Raw genomic sequence first — 22239 nt, forward strand, 5'->3', positions numbered from 1 at the left:
AGGATCGCGCCTGCGCCGGCGCTCTCGAGCATCCGCTCGTCCTGTCCGCCACCAGGATGCGCCGAGCTCTCGCATGACCCGGACCGCGAAGAGAACGCCCCCGATGAAGACCAGAACAAGCACCGTGGAACCGAAATCTCCGATGCTCCCCACTCAGGCAGGCTAGAGCATCTCTTGAGGGCTTCAGGAACGGCGTCTGGGTGGCCGGTGGACAAGCGGACGATCTTCGCTCACGACCTCGCGGAGAGCGTCAGCTCGCCGGTGACAGCATCGACACGGAGGACTGGATGGACTTCGAGTTCCCCCTCGGGACGGATGATGACGTCTTTGCGTATCGCCGAACTCACTCGGCGAAGTAGACGGACAAGACCTTCGACAGGCTCGTCATCGACCATCTCCCGAAGGTCGAAGTCGAACTCGATCGGTGCTCCCCTCCCGAAGAAGAAGTTCACCTGTACCGCTTCGCTCGGCCACGCAGACAGGGTTTCTGACACGCCACTCGCTCCGGGTTCGACGGTTCGGACCCAGGCAGCATTCCTGAGGGCGTCGCGCAGTGAACCGATGTCAGCTTCGAGGGAACCGACCACATCCCCATCGGATCGGGGCGGAGATACGGGCGATCGAGGCCGAGGATTTGGATATCTGGGAGCTCCCGAACCTTGGACCCGGTGCTCACCATGAGTGGGGGTGGGTGATTGGGACGGAGGGATTCATCGAGTTCGTCGCCGTTTCGAGGAAGAACGGCACATTGATGCTCCTGGTCGCCGGCGACGATTGAGCATTGAGACCGGTAGTTGGACAACCGAGTCGAACGGTGAATCAACTCGGTGATCGGAGCGGCGCATCTCACCAGCTGGCTCTGGTTCGTCGACACGAGCTTCAGCCGGAGCGCTCGACCTGTCGCTGGATGCCTGATGTTCGGCCGCCGGCGGCACTGTTTCCGGTCGGCGCCTTGCCCGCCGAGTTTGGGCCCTGATAAGACGCTACGACAGGTCGAGGTGGCGCAGCACGTACCCGTCAGGCACGGTGCCGCTGTCGCCGAAGTAGTGGAAGAAGATCTCGGTGGCTTCATCTGCGTCGAACACCTCGGCGGGGTGCACGGCGTGGTTCGTCCCCGCGACGTTCACCGTCTCAGTGAGCGGCTCGTCGACGTCGTGCGCGCGTCCGATGACGTAGTGGCGAAGCTCGCCGTTCTCGACACGCTGGATCTCGACGCTCATGCGATCGGCGCTGCCGCCGGCCTGGATGTACCGGCTGTTCCAGTCGAAGTCCGAGTAGCCGGGGGCATCGGGCCAGCCGACGGAGTCCGGAACGTACCAGAGCTGGTACGCCCAGTCCTCGTCGTTGTCGAGCTGGCCGAGATTGAAGCGGATCTGGTCCCGGTACGGCCGGAAGCTGTCCGTCAGTCGCAGGCTGGACTCGGAGTTGGTGGTCATGACGAACATCGGTCTCAGGGTACTTTCTGCTCGATGACCTCGGTGATCTTGATGATCTTGCCGTTGAGGGTCGCGGTGGCTGGGTTGCTGGGGCTGACGGCGGCGTCGAACGCGCGCTGCGCGGCGGACCGGATGGCGGTGCCGCTCTTGATCTCGACGCCGACGTAGGTGCCGTCGGGCTTCTTCACCAAGCCGTCGTAGACGCGGCCGTTGGGCACACCGTCGACGGAAGCCCTCACCTTCGTGGTGTCGACCTCTGCGCCGAGCTTCTTGCCGACCTGCTTGAGCCCGTCGGCTTCCTTCTGCGCTGCGTCGACGCGCGCCTTGTCGTTGTTCTCGGACCGGTACGTTCCGTCCTTGCTCCGACCAGAGTGCTTCTCGTTGGGCTCCTTGGCGCGGCGGGCTTTGTCTGCTTCGCTGGCGTGGTCCGACCGGAACGGGGTGTTCCGGTCGTCGGTCATCGCGTGGATGCCGAGCTGGGCACCTCCGGTGGCCGCCATGCCCGCGCCGGCGGCGATGACGCCCGCACCGGCGATGTTCAGCGGGATGCCGCCGACGGCACCGACGCCGGTGAGGTCGAGAGCGCCGCCGCCGACCTCCATCGCGCTGCCGCCGGCCATCATCGCGAGCCCGCCGAGGAGCTCGAGCACCTCGTCAGGGTGATTCGTCATCGCGTTGCCGAGGGATGCGAAGATGTTGCCGGCCGTCGCTGCAGCGTCTTGCACGTGCGGCCACATTGCGTCGGCCTCCGCGCCGAGGATCGCGCCGCCGACACCGACGACGGCCTTGGTGGTGTTCCACGCATCCTCGAGCCAGTTGCCGTGGTCGCGGTCGCCGTGCTTGCCGGAGACGTGTGCTGCGGTGTGCACCGGGTGCGCGTCGACCGAGGACGGGGTGATCGCATCGACCTGCGCGGCGATCGCGTTCATCGTGCTGGTGACGTTGTCGTTGTGCGCCTGGACTCGAACGCGCAGGCCGACCTCTTCGGTCACGAGCGCGGGGACCTGCTGCCAGTTCTCGATCACGGTGCCGACGGCGCCCACGAGGTCGCCCTTCGCCGCCTGCTTCGCCGCCTCGCTGGCGACCTGGCCGGGAGCGGAGGAGTGGAACTGCTCGATCTGACGGACCAGGACGTCGTGATCGTGCTTGAGGTCCTCGATGCTGTTCGCGGCACGCGTGGCGACCTGCAGGAACTCGTCGGCGGCCGACTGGATCTGCGTCGCCTTCTGCACCGCCGGGTCCATGAGCGGCGCAAGCGCCGGCTGGAGGGCATCGGAGGTGAACACGGCTGGGAGTCCGGACCATGCGATGGAGCCGTTCGTCGCGCTCGTGAGGATGCCGTCGGCCGCGGCGGAGAATCTGCGTGCTGCGGAGCGCAGCGCATCGGCGTCATCAGAGACGTCGACCACGTCGGCGGCGGTGAGCGCGCCGGCGAGAACGCTCACCGACCGAGCTCTCGCGCGGACCCGGCGAGGGTGGTGTCCGTGTTCACTATCGCTTGTGCCGCCGTCGTGAGCGAGGAGCCCAGACTCGTCATCCGCGCGCCGACGTCGTCCGCGGTGCCACGGAACCGCCCGGCGAGGCGCTGCATCGCACCGGCAAGCTGCGGCGTCGACGTTGCGCCGGCCGCCGCGGCGAGAGCAGCGTCCACGTCAGCGGCGTGCTCGTCGCTTGATGCGCCGCGCACCTGCAACTCACGCACGAGCGAACTCAGTCCGCTCTCCTCCAGCCGGAGATCTCCAGCCATGGCACCCCCCGTTCATGGGCCAACGTGTTGCAGAGGCCACCATATGACAACGGGTTCGGCCGTGCATGTATCGCGACCGCGATACGTCAATCGGGCGGGACGATCATCCCGGTCAGGGTCAGGGTGGGCTCCTCACCAGATGACCGGCTCACCGCTCTCCTGCACAACCGGCAGCGTCGAGTCGTCGCCGCGACGAAGCGCGACCTAGCGTCCAGTGCATGACCTGCAACGAGATGCCGACCACGACGTCGGTCCTGACGGCCAGCTCGACATGAGGGGTACCCGCGGAACCCGTTCCGACGGGCCGGCAGGCGGGGCTCGCGCGACCGGGCTGCGCGCGGACCTGGTTCCGCACCTCATCGACCTCCGGCTCGCCGGTCCGGTCGCGTTCGCGTGGATGGGTGCAGCGCTGCTCGTGGGTGTGCCGGGAGTGGCGTGGTGGTGCGTCGGCGGCGCTGCTCTGACCGGCGTCATCGCGGTCGCACTGCTCGGTCGGGAGCGCGCGACGCCCGCCGTGTCCGCGGTGCTCGCCCTGGCGCTGACGACTGCAGCCTGCTGCACACTCGTCGGGATCGCGGTGGCCGTCGGCGAGCCGGCTCGGTCGCCCGCGGAACTCGGAGCGACGGCAGGACGGACCGTCGAGGTCGAAGTGACGCTCACACGGGACATCGCGACCACCGCTCGGTCGACGACCGGGACACTCCGGACCCTCGGCGACACCACAGAGCTGCGGGTGCCGGTCCGTGTCGTGCCGGACACACCCCTCCGTGCGGCTGCGGGCACGGTGCTCACCGGGCGTGCGGCGGTCGAACCCGACGACCCGGGCGGACCGGAGGCCGCGGTGGTGTTCCTCCGCGGTGTGCCCGCGTCCGAACCCCCGACTGGTGTGCTCGCCGTCACTGACAGCGTGCGACAGGCGTTCGTGCGGATCACCGACGAGTTGCCCGAACCCGGCGGCACGCTGCTCCGCGGACTCGCGATCGGGGACCGCAGCGGGCTCGACCCCGACACCGAGACGGCGATGGAGACGAGTGCGCTGACCCACCTGACGGCCGTGTCGGGGTCGAACTGCGCCGTCATCGTCGCGGTGGTCGTCCTGGTCAGTCGTGCGCTCGGACTCGAGCGTGCCGTCCGCGCCGCCGTGGCGATCACGCTCTTGGTCGGGTTCGTGGTGCTGGTCCGTCCGGATCCGTCCATCCTCCGCGCCACCGTGATGGCCGTCGTCGTGCTCGTCGTGCACTTGTCCGGGCGTCCAGTCCGGGGCGTCCCGCTCATCGCGCTCGCTGTCATCGGCATGCTGGTCGTCGATCCGTGGTTCGCCCGCTCCTTCGCGTTCGGGCTGTCGGTGCTCGCGACGAGCGGGATCGTGGTACTCGGGCCACCGTTGACCGCGCTCCTCACGCGGTGGTGTTGGGGGCCGTTTGCTGCGGCGATCGCGGTCCCCGTCTCGGCGCAGATGGCGTGCTGGCCGTTGACGATCCCGCTCGCTGCGGCGCTCCCGACGTACGCGGTACCGGCGAACCTCCTCGCCGAGCCGTTCGCGCCGGTCGTCACCGTCGTCGGGCTCCTCGCCTGCCTGCTCGCTCCCGTCTGGCCCGCAGGTGCGTCGGTCGTCGCCGCGGTCGCCTGGCTGCCCGCATCGGTGATCGGCGCGATCGCGCACGGCGCCGCAGCGCTCCCCGCGGCGTCGGTGCCGTGGCCGGCCGGACTCGTCGGCGTGGGTGCAGCCGTGCTGGTGTCCGGAGCCCTCGTCGGCGCGGTGCTCGGGCCCGTGGCGGCACGGATGCGCTTCGTCGTGGCGGCGGCGGCGGTCGCGGTGATCGGCGCGGGCACCGTGGTCGTCCCGCTCGTGGTCGTCCGCGTCGGGATACCCGCCGACTGGGCGATCGCGATGTGCGACGTGGGGCAGGGGGACGCGGTGCTCCTCCGCAGCGTTGGGAGCACGGCGCTCGTCGACACCGGCGACGACCGGGAACGCCTCCGCGCGTGTCTCGACCTGCTCGGGGTCGGCCGGCTCGACCTCCTGGTGCTCACCCATTTCGACCGGGACCACGTCGGTGCGGTCGAGGAGGTCGCCGGCGACGTCGACGTCGCGCTCACCGGACCGGTCGGGCGTCCAGCGGACGAATCCGTCGTCCGCGGCCTGACGGGTGCCGGTGCCGACGTCCGTCGCGCGGACGACGGGACCGCTGGGACCCTCCGGGACGTCCCGTGGCGTGTGCTCTGGCCGCGGGCCGGCGAGCGGGCGAGCGGCAATGACGCGAGCATCGTCGTGGCGGTCGAGGCGCCGGACACCTGCGGGTCGTGTCTCTCGGCGGTCCTGCTCGGCGACCTCGACCGGTCCGCGCAACGACGCCTCCGCGGAGTGGCTCCCGGACCCGTCGACGTCGTCAAGGTCTCCCACCACGGGTCCGCCGACCAGGACCCGGAGCTCTACCGACAGCTCGCCGCACGCGTCGGGCTGATCGGTGTCGGCGCCGACAACACCTACGGGCACCCGACCGACCGAGCACTCGCGATGCTGGCGGCAGCGGGGACGACACCGTTCCGCACCGACCTGCAGGGGACCGTCGTCGTGCGCCGGGGAACGGCAGGACCGGAGGTGTGGACCGAGCGGGCGTCCCCGGGGCAAGCGCCCCCGGGCCAAGCGCCCTCGGACCAAGCGCTCTCGGGGCAAGCGCCCTCGGGACGGGCACCGGGAGGGTCGGCGGTGGCCCGTAGACTCGGACCCGCACCATCGGAAGGAACGCATGCCCGCCAAGAAGCCCGCGCGCGCCGCCGCGAAGATCGACCAGGTCCCGTGGTCCGGCATCCGTCCAGCGCCCGTCGTCCTCGTGACCGGGCCGGAGACGTTCCTCGCCGAGCGGGCGACCGGCATGCTCCGCGATCTGCTGGTCGGCGAAGACCCCGCGCTCGAGGTCCACGACCTCGAAGCCGACCAGTACGCACCCGGGCTCTTGGCGACGCTCGCCAGCCCGTCGCTCTTCGGTGAGCCGCGCCTGGTCCGGGTCACCAACGTCGAGAAGTGCACGGACGCCTTCATCACCGAGACCATCTCGTACCTCGGCGCGCCGGCGGACGACGTCACCCTCGTGCTGCGGCACGGCGGGGGAGTCCGCGGCAAGAAGCTCCTCGACGCGATCCGCGGCGGGTCGGGCGGCGGGATCGAGGTCCAGTGCGACGAACTCAAGCGTGAGACCGACCGCATCGACTTCGTGAACGCCGAGTTCCGTGCCGCACGTCGGAAGATCGCACCGTCCGCGGTCCGTACCCTCGTGGCGGCGTTCGCGGACGACCTCGCCGAGCTCGCGGCCGCGTGCCGGCAGCTCCTCGCCGACGAAGCGCAGGAGATCACGGACAAGGTCGTCGACAAGTACTACGGCGGCCGCGTCGAGACCAACGCGTTCAAGGTCGCCGACATCGCACTCGCGGGCCGATCGGCACCGGCCATCGTCGAACTGCGGCACGCCCTGTCGACCGGCGAAGCACCCGTGCCGATCGTCGCCGCGTTCGCGAGCAAGATCCGCACGATGGCGAAGGTGAGCGCCTACCGGGGCTCGAGCGGCCAGGCCGCGTCCGCGCTCGGCATGGCGCCGTGGCAGGTCCAGCGTGCGCAACGCGACGTCGCCGGGTGGAGCGAAGCCGGGCTCGCGAACGCGATCATCAGCATCGCCGAGGCGGACACCGCGGTGAAGGGTGGCTCGCGCGACGCGCACTACGCGCTCGAGGTCATGGTCCGCACCATCGCCCGTCGCGGCGAACCCCGCTGACCCGACCAGAGCCTCCCGTCCGCCCGGCGCGGCCTTCCCACCGAGACACCGCCCTCTCACCGAGACGCCGCCGATTCTGACGGCGTCTCGCGGACTTGGGCGTGTCTGGCGCAATCGAACGCCCCGCAACGACGAAGGCCCCGCACCGGAACGGTGCGGGGCCTTCGAGGGGGTCGGTGCGTCAGAGCGCAGCGACCTTCTTCGCGATGGCCGACTTGCGGTTCGCGGCCTGGTTCTTGTGGATGACGCCCTTGCTCACGGCCTTGTCGAGCTTCTTCGACGCGACGGCGAGAGCGGCGGTGGCCTTCTCCTTGTCGCCGGCGACGATCGCCTCGTTGGTGTGACGGATGAACGTCTTCAGCTCGGACTTGTAGGCCTTGTTGCGCTCGGTGGCCTTGAGGTTGGTCTTGATGCGCTTCATCTGCGACTTGATGTTCGCCATGCGTGGTGCTCCTGCTTCGTCTCGTACGGGTGAATGCGACCGCTGGGTAGAGGGGCCCTTGGTCGTCTCGCGTTCCACCCGTGGGCGGGGAACGCGCAAGCCAGCAAGCAACACTACCAGGACGGGGCATCCGGTTCAACGCGCACGACCCGTGTCACCGCGCGGAAACACGGCTCCGTTACCGTGACGGACATGCCGTCCCTCGCACCCCGGATCGACACCGTCCCGCCCTCCGGCATCCGCCGGGTCTTCGAACAGGCCGCCCTGCTGCAGCAGAGCGGTGCAGACGTGACCATGCTCGTCGTGGGGGAGCCCGACGTCCCGGTCGCCGCACACATCGGGGACGCGGCGAAGCGGGCGTGGACCGAGGACCGGACGGACTACACCCCGAACGGCGGGATCCTGCCGTTGCGCCAGGCGATCCAGCAGAAGCTGCAGCGCGAGAACCGCATCGAGGTGGACCTCGAGCAGATCTGGATGACGATCGGCGCGACGCAGGCACTGTTCCAGGCGATGACCCTGGTGCTGAGCCCCGGCGACGAACTCCTGGTGCCGGACCCCGGCTACACGACGTTCACGATGAACGCGCACATCCTCGGCGCGACCCCGGTGCCGTACCGGCTCGAGCCGCAGCACGGGTTCGAACCCGACCTCGACGCGCTCGAGGCGAGCATCACCGAGCGCACCAGGGCGATCGTGGTGAACTCGCCGTCGAACCCGCTCGGGTCGGTGTTCGGCGAGGAGACGCTCCGCAGCATCCTGGCTCTGGCGAAGCGGCACGACCTGTGGGTGATCAGCGACGAGGTCTACGAGTACTTCACCTACGACACGCGGCACGTCAGCCTCGCGGCCCTCGACGAGGACGACCGGGTGTTCACCGCGTTCTCGCTGAGCAAGACGTACGCGATGACCGGCGTCCGCGTCGGGTACCTCGTGACGCCGAAGGGGCTCGGCGCGACCATGCGGACGACCCAGGAGGCGATGATCAGCTGCGTCGCGGAGCCCGACCAGTACGCCGCCCTCGCGGCGATCGTCGGCGATCACTCCGCGGTCCGGGACGCCCGCGAGCACTACCGCGCCAACCTCCAGGTCGCGACCGAGGTGCTCGACGCCGCCGGGATCCGGTACAACGACCCGAAGGGTGCGTTCTACCTGTGGATCGACATGTCGCACGCCGCCGACGGGGACGTCGCGGAGTGGGCGCTCGGGTTCCTGCAGCGCGAGAAGATCGCCGTCGCACCCGGGAGTGCGTTCGGGCGCACGGGCGAGGGCTGGATCCGCGTGTGCCTCGCCGCGACGCCGGAGGACCTGCGCCACGGCCTCGGTGCGTTGCCCGCCCCGCACGCCGAGCACGCACAACCGTGGGACAATCGTTCGACCGTCCGACCCACCTGAGGAACCGTGAGCCCACAAGCATCCGCTCCGCTCGAGCCCGCCGCGACTCCGGCCGAGGCGATCCGCAACTTCTGCATCATCGCGCACATCGACCACGGCAAGTCGACGCTGGCCGACCGCATGCTGCAGATCACCGGCATCGTCGAGGACCGTGCGATGCGTGCGCAGTACCTCGACCGCATGGACATCGAGCGCGAGCGCGGCATCACGATCAAGTCGCAGGCGGTCCGCATGCCGTGGGAGCTCGACGGCACGACGTTCGCGCTGAACATGATCGACACGCCCGGCCACGTTGACTTCTCGTACGAGGTCTCCCGTTCCCTCGCCGCGTGCGAGGGAGCGATCCTGCTGGTCGACGCGGCGCAGGGCATCGAGGCCCAGACGCTCGCGAACCTGTACCTGGCGCTCGAGAACGACCTCGAGATCATCCCGGTCCTCAACAAGATCGACCTCCCCGCGGCCGATCCCGACAAGTACGCCGCCGAGCTCGCGCAGCTCATCGGCGGCAAGCCGGAGGACGTCCTCCGCGTCTCCGGCAAGACGGGCGTCGGGGTCCCCGAGCTCCTCGACCGTGTCGTGCGCACCGTGCCGAACCCCGTCGGCGACGCCGAGGCCCCCGCTCGCGCGATGATCTTCGACTCGGTCTACGACAGCTACCGCGGCGTCGTGACCTACGTCCGGATGATCGACGGATCGATCGCCCCGCGCGAGAAGGTCCAGATGATGTCGACCAAGTCGACGCACGAGATCCTCGAGATCGGGGTGTCGAGCCCCGAGCCCAAGCCGACCAAGGGGCTGGGCGTCGGTGAGGTCGGCTACCTGATCACGGGCGTCAAGGACGTCCGGCAGTCCAAGGTCGGCGACACCGTCACGAGCGCGCAGCGGCCCGCCACCGACGCCCTGCCCGGCTACACGGACCCGAAGCCGATGGTGTTCTCCGGCCTCTACCCGATCGACGGCTCGGACTACCCGGACCTCCGCGACGCGCTCGACAAGCTCAAGCTGTCCGACGCGGCGCTGGTCTACGAACCCGAGACGTCCGTGGCGCTCGGCTTCGGCTTCCGCTGCGGCTTCCTCGGCCTGCTGCACCTCGAGATCATCACCGAGCGACTCAGCCGCGAGTTCGGCCTCGACCTCATCACGACCGCGCCCAGCGTGATCTACGACGTCACGACCGAGGACAACACCACGGTCCAGGTGACGAACCCGTCCGAGTTCCCGACCGGCCGCATCGTCGAGGTCCGCGAGCCGATGGTCCGCGCCGCGATCCTCGCGCCGAAGGACTACGTCGGCGCGATCATGGAGCTCTGCCAGCAGCGCCGTGGCTCCCTGCTCGGCATGGAGTACCTCGGCGAGGACCGCGTCGAGATCCGCTACCAGATCCCGCTCGGCGAGATCGTGTTCGACTTCTTCGACCAGCTGAAGAGCAAGACGCAGGGCTACGCCAGCCTCGACTACGAGCCCACCGGCGACCAGGCGGCCGACCTCGTGAAGGTCGACATCCTGCTGCAGGGCGACCAGGTGGACGCGTTCAGCGCGATCGTGCACCGCGACAAGGCGTACGCGTACGGCACGCTCATGACCGAGCGGCTCCGCAAGCTCATCCCGCGCCAGCAGTTCGAGGTCCCGATCCAGGCAGCGATCGGCGCCCGCATCATCGCGCGCGAGAGCATCCGCGCGATGCGCAAGGACGTCCTCGCGAAGTGCTACGGCGGTGACATCAGCCGGAAGCGCAAGCTCCTCGAGAAGCAGAAGGAGGGCAAGAAGCGCATGAAGACCATCGGCCGGGTCGAGGTCCCGCAGGAGGCCTTCATCGCCGCGCTCTCCGGCGACGTCGAAGAGAAGAAGAAGTAGCGCGAGAGCGACAGTCTGCGCCGGCACCGTGAAGCTGGTTCCTTGAAAGCGACAGTGTTCGCCCGCATTCGGGCGGGAGGCTGTCGCTTTCGCGTGACCGGGACCGGGACCGGGACCAGGACCAGGACGGGGGCTGAGCGGAACCGACTCAGCGGCGGGCGCGCGTCCGCAACGCGGCCAGGCAGACCGACGGGAGGCTCGCAGCAGCCAGTCCCGCCAGCGCGGTCCGCACGATGGCCGCCTCCGACACCGTGGCGAAGTCGGTCGCGGACGTCGCGACCACCGCGGCCACGACGGCACCGAGCGCCAACAGGACGGTCGTCCCGCCGAGCAGGACCGGGAGCCGACGGTGGTGGTGGCGTCGCACCGCGGTGACGAGCGTCGCGCCGAACAGCAGGACGCCGGCGCCGGCCGCCGACGCCCCGATGCCGGCGACGACGTTGACGGTGTCGAACGGGGTCCAGCCGCTCGCCGCCCCGGTCGAGTAGCGCGACGACGCGCCGTACCCGGCGACGGCCTGGTCGACCGTGACCCGTGCCGCGGCGGCGACCGCGAACGCCACGAGCGTGGCGATGGCGAGGACGACGACCCGGCGGTCGACGGACCGGCGGCGGGTGGGCTCGGGCGTGGGCACGCGCCAACGATAGGGGCGGGGTGGGGGCGACCACGGCCTCCAGTTCGGGGTGCGCGGAAAACGGACGGCGACCCGAGCGAGGTCCGGGCCGGTCGGTTCGATCCGTGCTCCGCGCCCCAGTACGATGGCCGCATGAGCAGCCGCGGAGGGTACCTGACCGCCCTGACCTACGGAGCGGTCGGTGCGACGCAGGCGCCGGACCTCATGATCTACCCGCCGGAGGGCTTCGTCCCGGCGGAGTCGCGCTCGCGGATCGGCCACGGCGACCAGCGGTTCGAGACCGCGGTGACGCAGGCGCTGACATGGCAGATCCAGGAGCGCAGCGGCATCCGCGTCCACGTGGAAGAAGCGCCGGACGACGACGAGGTCCGCTACAACCCGGTGACGTTCGACGAGCAGGGCGTCCCGATCGCCCCGGCCTCGATCGGCACTCCCCGGGTCGAGAAGTTCGCGCCGGACGGCACGCCGCTCGTCACCGCGGGGACCTCCGCCGTGCTGACGATGCACGCGTTCGGGCAGACGGTGCAGGCGCCGGTGCGGGTCGTGTCCGTGATCGACGAGCCCGACCGCAAGGGGTTCGCGTACGGCACGCTCGAGGGACACCCGCTCTCCGGCGAGGAGTCGTTCGTGGTGGAGCGCACCGCCGACGGCTCGGTGTGGCTGCAGGTCCGACAGTTCTCGCAGCCGGCGAGCCGCAAGTGGCAGTTCGTCGCACCGCTCCTGCGTCGGCAGCAGCGCGTGATGGCCGAGAAGTACCTCGAGGCGCTCCGCGGCGACTAGTCCTCGTCGACCGGCCGGAGCGGCGGCAACGCTGCGATCGCGTCCTCGATCAGCGCGGCGTCCGTGACGCAGTCGCGCGCGATCGCGACGGCGTTCGTGTGTCGCAGCGCGTCCACGTCGTAGACCCCGGTCGCGACGGCCAGGAACGGGATCCCGACCGCGTCGGCCGCTTCGCCGTCCCTGGGGGTGTCGCCGACGATGACGGCGCGGGTGCCGGCGAGTGCGGTGGCCGCGAGGGCGGTGACGCCCGCCCGCTCGATCTCCTCGTCGCCGAAGTAGGAGTGCTCCCAGTCGAACGCGTCGACGTCGAACCTGGCGCCGAGCAGCTTCACGCGGGCCCGGTACGCGGAGTTGCCGGTCAGCAGGCCGTTGCGCCAGCCGATCTCGGCGAAGCGCGCGACCAACGCCGTGGCACCTGGTGCCGGCGTCCGGTGGTCGCCGGCACGGTGTCGTTCCTCGGACAGGTCGCGGAGGTGGCTGCTGACGGTCGGGATGACCCCGTCGTCGAGGTCGTGCGCGCGGACGTGCTCCGCGATGATGCCCGCGTCGGTGCGGCCGTGCTGGTGCCCGACGAGCTGGGGGAGGTCGCGCCCGATCGCCCGCTCGAGCGCCAGGTGGTAGAGGTTGCCCGGCGACGTCGCGTTGCGGACGAGGGTGCCGTCGATGTCCCACAGCACCGTGGTGGGGACGGGGTGGTGCTCCATGACTCCATCATGACGGACAATGGACTCCATGCCGAGTGCTCTGCCGATCGCCGACCCGGCTCCCGTGGACGGCCTGATCACCCCCGGGCCCGGCGCGGGCGACGTGCCGTTCGGCGTCTACGTCCACGTTCCGTTCTGCCGCGTCCGCTGCGGGTACTGCGACTTCAACACGTACACGGCCTCGGAGCTCCGCGGCGTCCGTCGTGACGACTACGCCGGACACGCCGTCCGCGAGATCCAGTGGGCCGCGCAGGTGCTCGACCGTTCGGGCGTGCCGCGTCGTCCGGTCTCGACGGTCTTCTTCGGTGGTGGGACGCCGACGATGCTGCCGGCGAGCGACCTCGCGATGGTCCTCCGCGCGATCGACGACACGTGGGGGATCCTGCCGGGGGCCGAGGTCACGACCGAGGCGAACCCGGACTCGGTCGATGCGGCTTCGCTCGAGACGCTCCGCGCCGGCGGGTTCAACCGGATGAGCTTCGGCATGCAGTCGGCGGTGCCGCACGTGCTCGCCACCCTCGACCGCACCCACGGCCCGGAACGCGTGCCGCTCGTCGTCGACCTCGCGAAGCAGCTGGGACTCGACGTCTCACTCGACCTCATCTACTCGACGCCGGGGGAGTCCCTCGACGACTGGCGCACTTCGCTCGACGCGGCGATCGCGTGCGAGCCCGACCACGTGTCGGCGTACTCGCTCATCGTCGAGGACGGCACCGCCATGGGCCGCGCGGTCAAGCGGGGCGAGCTGCCGGCGCCGGACGACGACGTCGCCGCGGACATGTACGAGCTCGCGGACCGGGTCCTCGGCGATGCCGGGTACGGCTGGTACGAGGTCTCGAACTGGGCGAAGGGCGACGATCACGCCAGCCGCCACAACCTGTCGTACTGGAAGGGTCACGACTGGTGGGGTGTCGGCCCCGGCGCGCACTCGAGCGTCGCCGGCACGCGCTGGTGGAACGTCAAGCACCCGGCCGCGTACGCGAACCGGGTGCTCGCCGACGAGTCGCCGGCCGCCGGGCGCGAGACCCTCGATGACGAGACCCGGTACGTCGAGCGCGTGCTGCTCGCCACGCGCGTCCGCGGCGAGCTCCGGACGTCCGAACTCCGCCAGGAGGCTCGTGGCCGGGTCGCGGGGCTCATCGCCCGTGGTCTCGTGGACGGGCGAAGTGCCCTGGGGGCGTCCGGCACGCCGGGTCGCCTGGACCTGACGCTGCGCGGCCGCCTGCTCGCCGATGCCGTGGTCCGGGAACTGCTCGACTAGCCCTGGTCCGTCAGTTCTTCACGAACTCGATCGACAGCGGGTACCGGTAGAAGCGGCCCTGGTTCGCGGCGACGGCGGCCATGATGCCGAAGACGATCGACACGACCCACACGCCGAAGATGATCAGCACGCCGATGCCGAGCCACGACGTGACGACGCCGACCGCGTACGCGATGGCCATCGTGATGTGGAAGTTCAGGGCGACCCGGGTGTGCTCGCGGACGAACTGGCCACGGTCGCGCAGGACGAAGTACGCCACGAGCGGGGCGATGAAGTTGAAGAGGATCCCGCCGACGTGCGTGAGCGTGGCCCAGAGGCGCTGGTCCTCCGGCGTCATCGGCTGCGGTGGCTGGTAGTACGGCCCGGGGCCCTGCGGTCCGCCGGGCTGCTGGCCCCAGGGTCCGCCCGGCTGTCCGTTGCCCGGCTGCTGTCCGTAGGTCATGCCGGAAGCGTAGCGACCCGATGTGGAGAAGTGTCGGGACGTCGGTGCACGGGCGTAGGATCAGCACTCGACACGTCCGAGTGCCAGCACGAGTGGAAGGGGTCCGGGTTGGTCAGCGAACGCTCCCTTGAGGTCCTCAAGGCCATCGTGCGCGACTACGTCGCCTCGCGCGAGCCCGTCGGGTCCAAGACGATCGTCGAGCGCCACGCCTTCGGGGTCAGCGCCGCGACGATCCGCAACGACATGGCCCTGCTCGAGGACGAGCAGCTGATCATCGCGCCGCACACCTCCTCCGGGCGGGTGCCCACCGACAAGGGGTACCGCGTGTTCGTGGACCACCTCGCCGCTGCCCGCCCGCTCTCCAGCGCGCAGCGGCACGCCATCGAGACCTTCCTCGGCGCGTCCAACGACCTCGACGACGTCCTCGGCCGGACCGTCCGGTTGCTCAGCCAGCTGACGAACCAGGTCGCCCTCGTCCAGTACCCCTCGATGGTGCGGGCGCGGGTGCAGCACGTCGAGCTCGTCCGGCTGGGGGACTCCCGGCTGATGGTCGTGCTCATCACCGACACCGCCAGGGTCGAGCAGCGCGTCGTCGAGACCGACGTCACGCTCGACGAATCCGCGCTCGTCGAGCTCCGCACGGTGCTCAACGCGGCGACCGTCGGACTCCTGCTGCACGACGTCCCGACGGCGCTGCGGGAGATCCCCGCGCAGATCCGGCCGGAGTCGCAGACCCTCGCCGGCGTCGTCGTCGCGACCGTGATCGAGCAGGTCGCGGCGAACCGGCAGGACCGCCTGGTGATGGCGGGCGCGGCGAACCTCGCGAAGAGCGAACAGGACTTCTCCGGCGGGCTCTTCCCGGTGCTCGAAGCGATCGAGGAACAAGTGACCCTCCTCCGGTTGTTCGGGGAGATGCAGCTCGACGACGTGTCCGTCACCGCACGGATCGGCGTCGAGAACGCGGAGTACGGCCTCGACGCGACGAGCATCGTCGCCGGCGGGTACGTCGCCGCAGGTGGTGAGGTCGCCCGACTGGGCGTCCTCGGACCGACCCGCATGGACTACGGCTCCAACATGGCCGCGGTCCGTGCGGTCGCGCGGTACCTGTCCAGACTGCTCGGAGAGAATTGACGACCGCCGAAGTGCACACCGACCGTGCCAGCCCGACCGCAGCGGCGACGCGGGCCGACCGCGCGACGTGACCACGGCCTCCAGGCCGAACCGACCAGACGACCGACGAAACCAACTGAGGGATACGTGGCAGACCACTACGACGTCCTCGGTGTCCCGCGTGACGCGGCCGACGCCGACATCAAGAAGGCGTACCGACGCCTCGCGCGCGAGCTCCACCCGGACGTGAACCCGAGCCCGGACGCAGCCGAGCGCTTCAAGGACGTGACGCACGCGTACGACGTGCTGAGCGACCCCGAGCAGCGGAGACGGTACGACGCCGGCCCGCAGGCCGACAGCCCGTTCGGCGGTGGGGCCGGCGGCTTCAGCGACATCTTCGACGCCTTCTTCGGCGGCGGGGGCGGCGGCCGGGGCACCGGTCCGCGCAGCCGTGCCGAACGGGGACAGGACGCCCTGCTCCGCATCGACGTCGACCTGGACGAGGTCGTCTTCGGCACGCACAAGGACGTCGAGGTCGACACGGCGGTCCTCTGCGAGACGTGCGGCGGTTCGTGCTGCGCCCCCGGCACGAGCCCGCGCACCTGCGACATCTGCGGTGGCTCCGGCCACATCCAGCGCCAGGTCCGGTCGCTCCTCGGCAACGTCGTGACGAGCGCACCGTGCGGCACCTGCCGCGGCCACGGCACCGTCATCCCGAACCCGTGCCCGACCTGTCAGGGCCAGGGCCGCGTCCGCGCCCGTCGCACCATCCCGGTGGACGTCCCCGCCGGTGTCGACTCCGGTCTGCGCCTGCAGATGCCCGGTCAGGGCGAGGTCGGCCCGGCCGGCGGTCCGTCCGGTGACCTGTACCTCGAGATCCGCGTGCGCCACCACGACGTCTTCAGCCGTGACGGGGACGACCTCCTCGCCACGCTCGAGGTCTCGATGACCGACGCGGTGCTCGGCACCACGGCGACGATCGACGGGCTCGACGGTCCGGTCGAGCTCGAGATCCGTCCCGGCGTGCAGAGCGCCGACGTGCTCGTGCTGAAGGACCGCGGCGTCACGAAGCTCCGCGGGAACGGCCGTGGCGACCTCCGGGTCGGTGTGCAGGTCGTCACCCCGACGAAGCTGTCGCACAAGGAGCGTCAGCTCGTCGAGCAGCTCGCGAAGTCGCACAAGGCGTCGCCGCCGCAGCTCGCCCGGTTCCAGCAGGGGATGTTCGGCAAGCTCCGCGATCGCTTCTTCAACTTCTGATGGCGTCGCTCTACCTGGTGGAGTCGCTCGACGGTGTGGCCGTCGGCGGCTCCGTGACGCTCGACGGTGCCGAGGGCCGGCACGCCGTGACGGTGTCGCGGGTGCGGGTCGGCGAGACACTGCGACTCTCGGACGGCCAGGGCACGGTCGTCGTCGGCGCGGTCTCGTCGCTCGGCCGCGACTCGCTGTCGCTGACGGTGTCGGACGTCCTGGTGTCGTCGCGCCCGGTGCCGTCGCTCACGCTCGTGCAGGCCCTCGCGAAGGGCGGCCGGGACGAGATGGCGGTGCAGGCGGCGACCGAGGTCGGCGTCGACCACGTCGTGCCGTGGTCCGCGGCACGCAGTGTCTCCCGGTGGGAGGGCGCGAAGGTCGCGAAGGGCCGTGCACGCTGGCAGGCGATCGCGCACGAAGCGGCGAAGCAGGCGATCCGGTCGTGGGTGCCGTCGGTGTCCGAGCCGGTGACGACCGCAGCGCTCGCGGCGTCCGCCTCGTCGTCGGCCGGTGTCGTGCTCCTCGTGCTCGACCCGACCGCCACCGAACGGCTCGCGACGTGGGAGCCGCCTGCTGACGCCACGTCGATCTCGCTGGTCGTCGGCCCCGAAGGCGGTATCGACGGGTCGGAACTCGACCGCTTGTCGGCTGCCGGTGCCGTCCGGGTCCGGCTCGGTGACACCGTGCTCCGGACGTCCACCGCGGGACCCGCGGCGTTGGCGGTGCTGCAGTCGCGGCTCGGCCGCTGGTAGCGACCGGCCGCCCGCGCGGTGATGATCCTCAGACGCGGCGGTCGAGCCAGGCCTGCAGCTCGGCGCGGGCGTCGGCGATCTCGGCCTCGGACGGATTCGGGGAGAACCGCGACCCGACGAACGCGTTGGCGAGGGTCTCCCGCATGACGCCGTCCGCGCCGCGCCAGTCGATCGACGGGAAGCGGTCGACGGCGACGATCCGGTCACGCCGGATCCGTGTCGAGAACGCGAAGCCCCGCACCAGGAGTTCGTCCTCCGACAGGTCGACGCCGGTCCGTGCCCATCGGAAGGCGACGAGCCCGGCGACGACGACCAGCACGGCGCTGACGAGCCAGGCGTCCCGTTGCGCGAGCACCAGCGTGACCGCGAACGCGACCGCGATGGCCGCGGCGACCTGCAGGATCAGGCGGATTCGACGGGGCATCGGGATCGTCCGGGAAGACTGCGGGTCGGTCACGCGTTCTACGATGGACCAATGAGCAGCGTGTTCACCAAGATCATCGACCGTGAGATCCCCGCGACCGTCGTCGCCGAGGACGACCGCGTCATCGCGATCGAGGACATCGCCCCGAAGGCGCCCGTCCACGTGCTCGTGATCCCCAAGACCGAGGAGTACGCGAACGTGGCCGAGCTCGCCGCAGGGGACCCGGACCTCCTCGCGCACGTGGTCGCCACCGCCCAGCGCATCGCCGACGAGCGCGCCGGCGGCCAGTTCCGACTCGTCTTCAACACCGGCGAAGCCGCCGGACAGACCGTGTTCCACGTGCACGCGCACGTACTCGCAGGCGACCTGCAGGAAGGCAACATTGCCAGCTGACGAAACCGCATCCGCCGAGACCGAAGCCGTCTCGGAACTCAGTGTCGACGGCATCGCCATGGTGCAGCTGCTCGGCCCGCAGGACCGGCTCCTCAAGACCGTGGAACGCCAGTACCCGGGTGTCCGGGTCCTGGTCCGCGGCAACGAGGTGACCCTGACCGGGCCGGAGCGCGACGTCGCCCGCGCCCGCGCGCTCGTCGACGAACTCGTGGGCATGGTCAAGCGCGGGCAGGACGTCGGGCAGGCCGACATCCCGACCTCGGCCCGCATCATCGACGAGCAGCGCAGCCCGTCCGACGTGTTCGGCACGCCGATCGTGTCGAGTCGCGGCAAGTCCGTTCGGCCGAAGACGGACGGCCAGCGTGCCTACGTCGACGCCATCGACGAGAACACGATCACGTTCGGCATCGGCCCGGCCGGCACCGGCAAGACGTACCTGGCGATGGCGAAGGCCGTGCAGGCCCTGCAGCGGCGCGAGGTCACGCGGATCATCCTCACCCGACCCGCGGTCGAAGCCGGCGAGCGGCTCGGGTTCCTCCCCGGCACGTTGACGGACAAGATCGACCCGTACCTGCGGCCGCTCTACGACGCGCTCAACGAGATGATGGACCCCGAACTCGTCCCGAAGCTGCTCGCGGCCGGCACGGTCGAGGTCGCTCCGCTGGCGTACATGCGCGGGCGGACGCTCAACGACTCGTTCGTCGTGCTCGACGAGGCGCAGAACACCACGCCGGAGCAGATGAAGATGTTCCTGACGCGTCTGGGCTTCGGCTCGAAGATGGTCGTCACCGGCGACATCACCCAGGTGGACCTGCCTGGGAACGTGTCGGGGCTCCGGCTCGTCACGCAGATCCTCTCCGAGGTGCAGGACATCCACTTCGCCCGGCTCGGCAGTGAGGACGTGGTCCGGCACACGCTCGTCGGCCGCATCGTGGACGCCTACACGGTCTACGACGAGCAGCGGCTCGCCGAACAGGCCGGGCACCGATCTGGAGGCCGTGGCACGGCCCCGGCAGGGAACCCGGCCGGTGCGAACCGCGCCGAGCGCCGTGGCCGGGTCCCGCAGGACCGCCAGACCAGCCCCCACCCCCAGAACGATCCTCGAGGAGGAACCCGGTGAGCATCGAGCTCAACAACGAGTCCGGTGTGCAGATCGACGACGACGCGGTCCAGCGTCTCGCGGCCTTCGCGCTCGACGCGCTGCACGTCCACGCCGACGCGGAGCTCGCCATCGTGCTCGTCGACGAGGGGGCGATGGAGCAGCTGCACGTCCGGTGGATGGACGAACCGGGCCCGACCGACGTGCTGAGCTTCCCGATGGACGAGCTCCGCCCCGGCACCGAGGACGACCCGACACCCGCCGGACTGCTCGGCGACATCGTGCTCTGCCCGCAGGTCGCCGAGGCGCAGGCGAAGACCGCCGGGCACTCCACGACCGACGAGCTCCTGCTCCTGACGTGCCACGGGATCCTCCACCTGCTCGGCTTCGACCACGCGGAGCCGGAGGAGAAGGCCGAGATGTTCGGGCTGCAGGGGGAGATCCTGACCGCCTTCGCCGCGCAGCGCCGGGGGCGGTGACCGCAGTGCTGCTCGTCGCCGTCCTGCTCGCGGTGGCGTTCGTGCTCGTCGTCCTCGGCGGGCTGCTCGCCGCGTCCGACGCCGCGCTCGGGGTGCTCTCCCGCGCTGATCTCGACGACATCGCCAGGGGCAGCAAGCGTCGTCGTGCCATCGAGGCGATCGGGGACGACGTCGGCGCCCACGTCAACGCGCTGAACTTCTTCCGGGTGCTCGCCGAGACGGCAGCGGCCGTGCTCGTCACCATCGCGCTGTTCTCGGTCCTCGACACGTGGTGGCTCGCGCTGATCGTCTCCGCGGCGATCATGACCGCGGTGTCCTTCGTGCTCGTCGGGTCGAGCCCCCGCAGCGTCGGCCGAGCCCACGCGGACCGGCTCATCGGGGTCACCGGTGGGCTCGTGCACGCGGTGCGCATCGTCCTCGGGCCGCTCGCCGGGCTGCTCGTGCTCATCGGCGACCGTGTCACACCCGGGCGGAACGGCAGCACGTCGAGCGTGTCGAGTGAGGAGCAGCTCCTGTCGCTCGTGGACGAGGCCACCGAGAGCAACGTGCTCGAGGCGGACGACCGCGAGCTGATCCACTCGGTCTTCGAGTTCAGCGACACGCTCGTGCGCGAGGTCATGGTGCCGAGGATCGACATGGTCACGGCGGATGCAGCGGACACCGTGTCGACGGTGATGGAGGAGTTCCTCGCCGCCGGGGTGTCCCGCATGCCCGTGACCGGCCGGGACAGCGACGACGTCCTCGGCGTCGTCTACCTCCGCGACCTCGCGCGCGCCCTGTACGAGAACGAGAGCGCCGGCGGCCGGGTCGTGACCTCGTTGCTCCGGGCGGCCGAGTTCGTCCCGGAGTCGAAGCACGCCGACGAGACACTGCGGCACATGCAGGCCGCGAAGAACCACCTGGTCCTCGTGGTCGACGAGTACGGCGGCGTCGCGGGGCTCGTCACGATGGAGGACCTCATCGAGGAGCTCGTCGGTGACATCTCCGACGAGTACGACCGCACCGTGATCGACCGCGTCGAGGTCTCCGACGGCGTCTGGCGGATCTCCGCGCGGATGCCGATCGACGACCTCGGCGACCTGTTCGGTGTCGACCTCGACGACGACGACGTCGACACCGCCGGCGGCCTGCTCACCAAGGAACTCGGTCACCTGGCGACCGCCGGCGAGTCCGTGACCGTGTCCGGCGTCGTGCTGACGGCGGACCGCGTCGAGGGCAAGCGCCGCCACCTCATCTCCGTGCTCGCCGAACGCACCGACGCCCTCGCCGGCGCGGAGCAGGCGTTCGACGGCACCGCACCCACCACGACGGGATCCACCTCAGCATGAGCGACACCGACAGCACCCCCACCTTCCGAGCCGGCTTCGTCTCGTTCGTCGGACGACCGAACGTCGGCAAGTCGACGCTGACCAACGCGCTCGTCGGGCAGAAGGTCGCGATCACGTCGTCCAAGCCCCAGACGACCCGCCGGGCGATCCGCGGCATCGTCCACCGACCCGACGGGCAGGTCATCATCGTCGACACACCGGGTGTGCACCGGCCCCGGACGCTGCTCGGCGAACGACTGAACGACCTGGTGCAGTCCACGCTCGCCGACGTCGACGTCATCGGGTTCTGCGTGCCGGCGAACGAGCCGATCGGGCCCGGCGACAAGTTCATCAACGAGACGCTCGACCACTTCCCCCGCGCGAAGAAGATCGCGATCGTGACGAAGGTCGATCGTGCGGGCAAGGAGAAGATCGCCGAGCAGCTCATCGCGGTCTCGCAGCTCCGCGAGTGGGACGCGATCGTCCCGACGTCGGGGACCGAGGGCACCCAGCTGGAGGCCCTGCTCGGCGAGATCACCAAGCTGCTGCCCGAGTCGCCGGCGCTCTACGACGCCGAGGCCGTCACCGAGGAGACGAGCGAGGACCGCATCGCGGAGCTCATCCGCGAGGCCGCGCTCGAGGGCGTCCGCGACGAGCTCCCGCACTCGCTCGCGGTGTTGATCGAGGACATGGTCGAGCCGGACCCCGACGACGACCCGAACGGACCGCTGCGCATCTTCGCGAACCTGTTCGTCGAGCGCGACAGCCAGAAGTCGATCGTGATCGGGCACAAGGGCGAACGGCTGAAGGACGTCGGTTCCCGGGCACGTGCCGAGATCGAGTCGCTGCTCGGCGGACGGCACGTCTACCTGAACATCCGCGTGAAGGTCGCGAAGGAATGGCAGCGCGACCCGAAGCAGCTCGGCCGACTCGGGTTCTGACGCGGGTCATTCCGTGGATTG

The 22239-nt window shown here is 70.3% G+C and carries 23 protein-coding genes; 14 read left to right on the top strand and 9 right to left on the bottom strand.

Translation table 11 applies throughout. The features are described 5' to 3' along the window. Positions 1–230: 230 nt before the first annotated feature. From QK288_RS10220 to QK288_RS10235, 4 genes are all read right to left on the bottom strand, one after another. The gene (locus tag QK288_RS10220) at positions 231–587 is read right to left on the bottom strand and encodes a hypothetical protein (protein ID WP_281264219.1); all 357 of its coding nucleotides are present in this window, start codon (positions 585–587) and stop codon (positions 231–233) included. 396 nt (positions 588–983) lie between these two features. Continuing rightward, positions 984–1436: a hypothetical protein gene (locus QK288_RS10225; protein WP_281264220.1), complete on the bottom strand. Its 453-nt coding sequence runs from the start codon at positions 1434–1436 to the stop codon at positions 984–986. A 14-nt stretch (positions 1437–1450) separates the two neighbouring features. Further along, on the bottom strand, positions 1451–2881 hold the full coding sequence (locus QK288_RS10230) for a hypothetical protein (RefSeq protein WP_281264221.1): 1431 nt from the start codon (positions 2879–2881) through the stop codon (positions 1451–1453). Beyond that, positions 2878–3183 carry a hypothetical protein gene (locus QK288_RS10235; protein ID WP_281264222.1) on the bottom strand — a complete coding sequence of 102 codons (306 nt, stop codon included), beginning with the start codon at positions 3181–3183 and terminating at the stop codon, positions 2878–2880. The genes QK288_RS10230 and QK288_RS10235 overlap by 4 nt, the downstream gene beginning before the upstream one ends. Positions 3184–3454: 271 nt before the next feature. Between QK288_RS10235 and QK288_RS10240 the strand changes: the two genes are divergently transcribed. Then, complete coding sequence (locus tag QK288_RS10240; protein WP_281264223.1) at positions 3455–6175, top strand: ComEC/Rec2 family competence protein; 2721 nt, start codon at positions 3455–3457, stop codon at positions 6173–6175. After that, entirely contained in the window at positions 6060–6953 is an 894-nt protein-coding gene (gene holA, locus QK288_RS10245; RefSeq protein ID WP_281264224.1) for a DNA polymerase III subunit delta, read from the top strand. Before QK288_RS10240 ends, holA begins: the two co-directional genes overlap by 116 nt. A gap of 181 nt (positions 6954–7134) precedes the next feature. Here the strand turns inward: holA and rpsT are convergent, their stop codons facing one another. Then, a complete protein-coding gene (gene rpsT / locus QK288_RS10250; protein WP_071299347.1) occupies positions 7135–7395 on the bottom strand; it encodes a 30S ribosomal protein S20 in 261 nt (86 codons plus the stop codon). Between the two features lie 192 nt (positions 7396–7587). On the opposite strand from rpsT, the gene QK288_RS10255 reads away from it, so the two are divergent. Beyond that, positions 7588–8790, top strand: a complete 1203-nt coding sequence (locus tag QK288_RS10255; protein WP_281264225.1) for an aminotransferase class I/II-fold pyridoxal phosphate-dependent enzyme — start codon at positions 7588–7590, stop codon at positions 8788–8790. Positions 8791–8796: 6 nt separating this feature from the next. Next, positions 8797–10644 carry a translation elongation factor 4 gene (gene lepA / locus QK288_RS10260; RefSeq protein WP_281264226.1) on the top strand — a complete coding sequence of 616 codons (1848 nt, stop codon included), beginning with the start codon at positions 8797–8799 and terminating at the stop codon, positions 10642–10644. A gap of 148 nt (positions 10645–10792) precedes the next feature. On the opposite strand, the gene QK288_RS10265 is transcribed toward lepA, so the two are convergent. Then, complete coding sequence (locus tag QK288_RS10265; protein WP_281264227.1) at positions 10793–11278, bottom strand: hypothetical protein; 486 nt, start codon at positions 11276–11278, stop codon at positions 10793–10795. 132 nt (positions 11279–11410) lie between these two features. Between QK288_RS10265 and QK288_RS10270 the strand changes: the two genes are divergently transcribed. Next, positions 11411–12058, top strand: coding sequence for a DUF1990 domain-containing protein (locus tag QK288_RS10270; protein WP_281264228.1), 648 nt, complete (start codon positions 11411–11413; stop codon positions 12056–12058). Here QK288_RS10270 and QK288_RS10275 read toward each other — a convergent pair. Beyond that, positions 12055–12762, bottom strand: coding sequence for an HAD family hydrolase (locus QK288_RS10275; protein WP_281264229.1), 708 nt, complete (start codon positions 12760–12762; stop codon positions 12055–12057). The genes QK288_RS10270 and QK288_RS10275 overlap by 4 nt on opposite strands. 28 nt (positions 12763–12790) lie before the next feature. On the opposite strand from QK288_RS10275, the gene hemW reads away from it, so the two are divergent. Beyond that, entirely contained in the window at positions 12791–14023 is a 1233-nt protein-coding gene (gene hemW / locus QK288_RS10280; RefSeq protein ID WP_281264230.1) for a radical SAM family heme chaperone HemW, read from the top strand. Between the two features lie 10 nt (positions 14024–14033). Here the strand turns inward: hemW and QK288_RS10285 are convergent, their stop codons facing one another. Continuing rightward, positions 14034–14465 carry a DUF4870 domain-containing protein gene (locus QK288_RS10285; protein ID WP_281264231.1) on the bottom strand — a complete coding sequence of 144 codons (432 nt, stop codon included), beginning with the start codon at positions 14463–14465 and terminating at the stop codon, positions 14034–14036. Between the two features lie 108 nt (positions 14466–14573). Between QK288_RS10285 and hrcA the strand changes: the two genes are divergently transcribed. The 3 genes from hrcA (at position 14574) to QK288_RS10300 (ending at position 17575) form a co-directional block, all read left to right on the top strand. Further along, positions 14574–15596 (top strand): heat-inducible transcriptional repressor HrcA, encoded by a 1023-nt coding sequence (hrcA, locus tag QK288_RS10290; protein ID WP_281264232.1) that lies wholly within the window; start codon positions 14574–14576, stop codon positions 15594–15596. A 126-nt stretch (positions 15597–15722) separates the two neighbouring features. Continuing rightward, complete coding sequence (dnaJ, locus tag QK288_RS10295; protein WP_281264233.1) at positions 15723–16832, top strand: molecular chaperone DnaJ; 1110 nt, start codon at positions 15723–15725, stop codon at positions 16830–16832. Continuing rightward, positions 16832–17575: a 16S rRNA (uracil(1498)-N(3))-methyltransferase gene (locus QK288_RS10300; protein WP_281264234.1), complete on the top strand. Its 744-nt coding sequence runs from the start codon at positions 16832–16834 to the stop codon at positions 17573–17575. The genes dnaJ and QK288_RS10300 overlap by 1 nt, the downstream gene beginning before the upstream one ends. A 28-nt stretch (positions 17576–17603) precedes the next feature. Here the strand turns inward: QK288_RS10300 and QK288_RS10305 are convergent, their stop codons facing one another. After that, on the bottom strand, positions 17604–18032 hold the full coding sequence (locus QK288_RS10305; RefSeq protein WP_281264235.1) for a hypothetical protein: 429 nt from the start codon (positions 18030–18032) through the stop codon (positions 17604–17606). An 18-nt stretch (positions 18033–18050) separates the two neighbouring features. Between QK288_RS10305 and QK288_RS10310 the strand changes: the two genes are divergently transcribed. The 5 genes from QK288_RS10310 to era are packed head-to-tail and all read left to right on the top strand — an operon-like array spanning position 18051 to position 22218. Beyond that, positions 18051–18392, top strand: a complete 342-nt coding sequence (locus QK288_RS10310; RefSeq protein WP_281264236.1) for a histidine triad nucleotide-binding protein — start codon at positions 18051–18053, stop codon at positions 18390–18392. A 58-nt stretch (positions 18393–18450) separates the two neighbouring features. Next, the gene (locus tag QK288_RS10315) at positions 18451–19512 is read left to right on the top strand and encodes a PhoH family protein (protein ID WP_281267570.1); all 1062 of its coding nucleotides are present in this window, start codon (positions 18451–18453) and stop codon (positions 19510–19512) included. Then, entirely contained in the window at positions 19509–19970 is a 462-nt protein-coding gene (ybeY, locus tag QK288_RS10320) for an rRNA maturation RNase YbeY (protein WP_281264237.1), read from the top strand. Before QK288_RS10315 ends, ybeY begins: the two co-directional genes overlap by 4 nt. Further along, positions 19967–21298, top strand: coding sequence for a hemolysin family protein (locus QK288_RS10325; RefSeq protein ID WP_281264238.1), 1332 nt, complete (start codon positions 19967–19969; stop codon positions 21296–21298). The genes ybeY and QK288_RS10325 overlap by 4 nt, the downstream gene beginning before the upstream one ends. Beyond that, positions 21295–22218 carry a GTPase Era gene (gene era / locus QK288_RS10330; RefSeq protein ID WP_281264239.1) on the top strand — a complete coding sequence of 308 codons (924 nt, stop codon included), beginning with the start codon at positions 21295–21297 and terminating at the stop codon, positions 22216–22218. The genes QK288_RS10325 and era overlap by 4 nt, the downstream gene beginning before the upstream one ends. Positions 22219–22239 lie beyond the last annotated feature (21 nt).

This window comes from Curtobacterium sp. 9128 (genome assembly GCF_900086645.1).
In the GTDB taxonomy this organism is placed as follows: domain Bacteria; phylum Actinomycetota; class Actinomycetes; order Actinomycetales; family Microbacteriaceae; genus Curtobacterium.

Excerpts from the sequence above, each read along its gene's own strand:
- QK288_RS10225 (WP_281264220.1), bottom strand. The coding sequence starts at position 1,436 with ATGACCACCAACTCCGAGTCCAGCCTGCGACTGACGGACAGCTTCCGG.
- QK288_RS10235 (WP_281264222.1), bottom strand. The coding sequence starts at position 3,183 with ATGGCTGGAGATCTCCGGCTGGAGGAGAGCGGACTGAGTTCGCTCGTG.
- QK288_RS10240 (WP_281264223.1), top strand. The coding sequence starts at position 3,455 with ATGAGGGGTACCCGCGGAACCCGTTCCGACGGGCCGGCAGGCGGGGCT.
- holA (WP_281264224.1), top strand. The coding sequence starts at position 6,060 with ATGCTCCGCGATCTGCTGGTCGGCGAAGACCCCGCGCTCGAGGTCCAC.
- rpsT (WP_071299347.1), bottom strand. The coding sequence starts at position 7,395 with ATGGCGAACATCAAGTCGCAGATGAAGCGCATCAAGACCAACCTCAAG.
- QK288_RS10255 (WP_281264225.1), top strand. The coding sequence starts at position 7,588 with ATGCCGTCCCTCGCACCCCGGATCGACACCGTCCCGCCCTCCGGCATC.
- QK288_RS10270 (WP_281264228.1), top strand. The coding sequence starts at position 11,411 with ATGAGCAGCCGCGGAGGGTACCTGACCGCCCTGACCTACGGAGCGGTC.
- QK288_RS10275 (WP_281264229.1), bottom strand. The coding sequence starts at position 12,762 with ATGGAGCACCACCCCGTCCCCACCACGGTGCTGTGGGACATCGACGGC.
- hemW (WP_281264230.1), top strand. The coding sequence starts at position 12,791 with ATGCCGAGTGCTCTGCCGATCGCCGACCCGGCTCCCGTGGACGGCCTG.
- QK288_RS10285 (WP_281264231.1), bottom strand. The coding sequence starts at position 14,465 with ATGACCTACGGACAGCAGCCGGGCAACGGACAGCCGGGCGGACCCTGG.
- QK288_RS10300 (WP_281264234.1), top strand. The coding sequence starts at position 16,832 with ATGGCGTCGCTCTACCTGGTGGAGTCGCTCGACGGTGTGGCCGTCGGC.
- QK288_RS10310 (WP_281264236.1), top strand. The coding sequence starts at position 18,051 with ATGAGCAGCGTGTTCACCAAGATCATCGACCGTGAGATCCCCGCGACC.
- QK288_RS10315 (WP_281267570.1), top strand. The coding sequence starts at position 18,451 with ATGGTGCAGCTGCTCGGCCCGCAGGACCGGCTCCTCAAGACCGTGGAA.
- era (WP_281264239.1), top strand. The coding sequence starts at position 21,295 with ATGAGCGACACCGACAGCACCCCCACCTTCCGAGCCGGCTTCGTCTCG.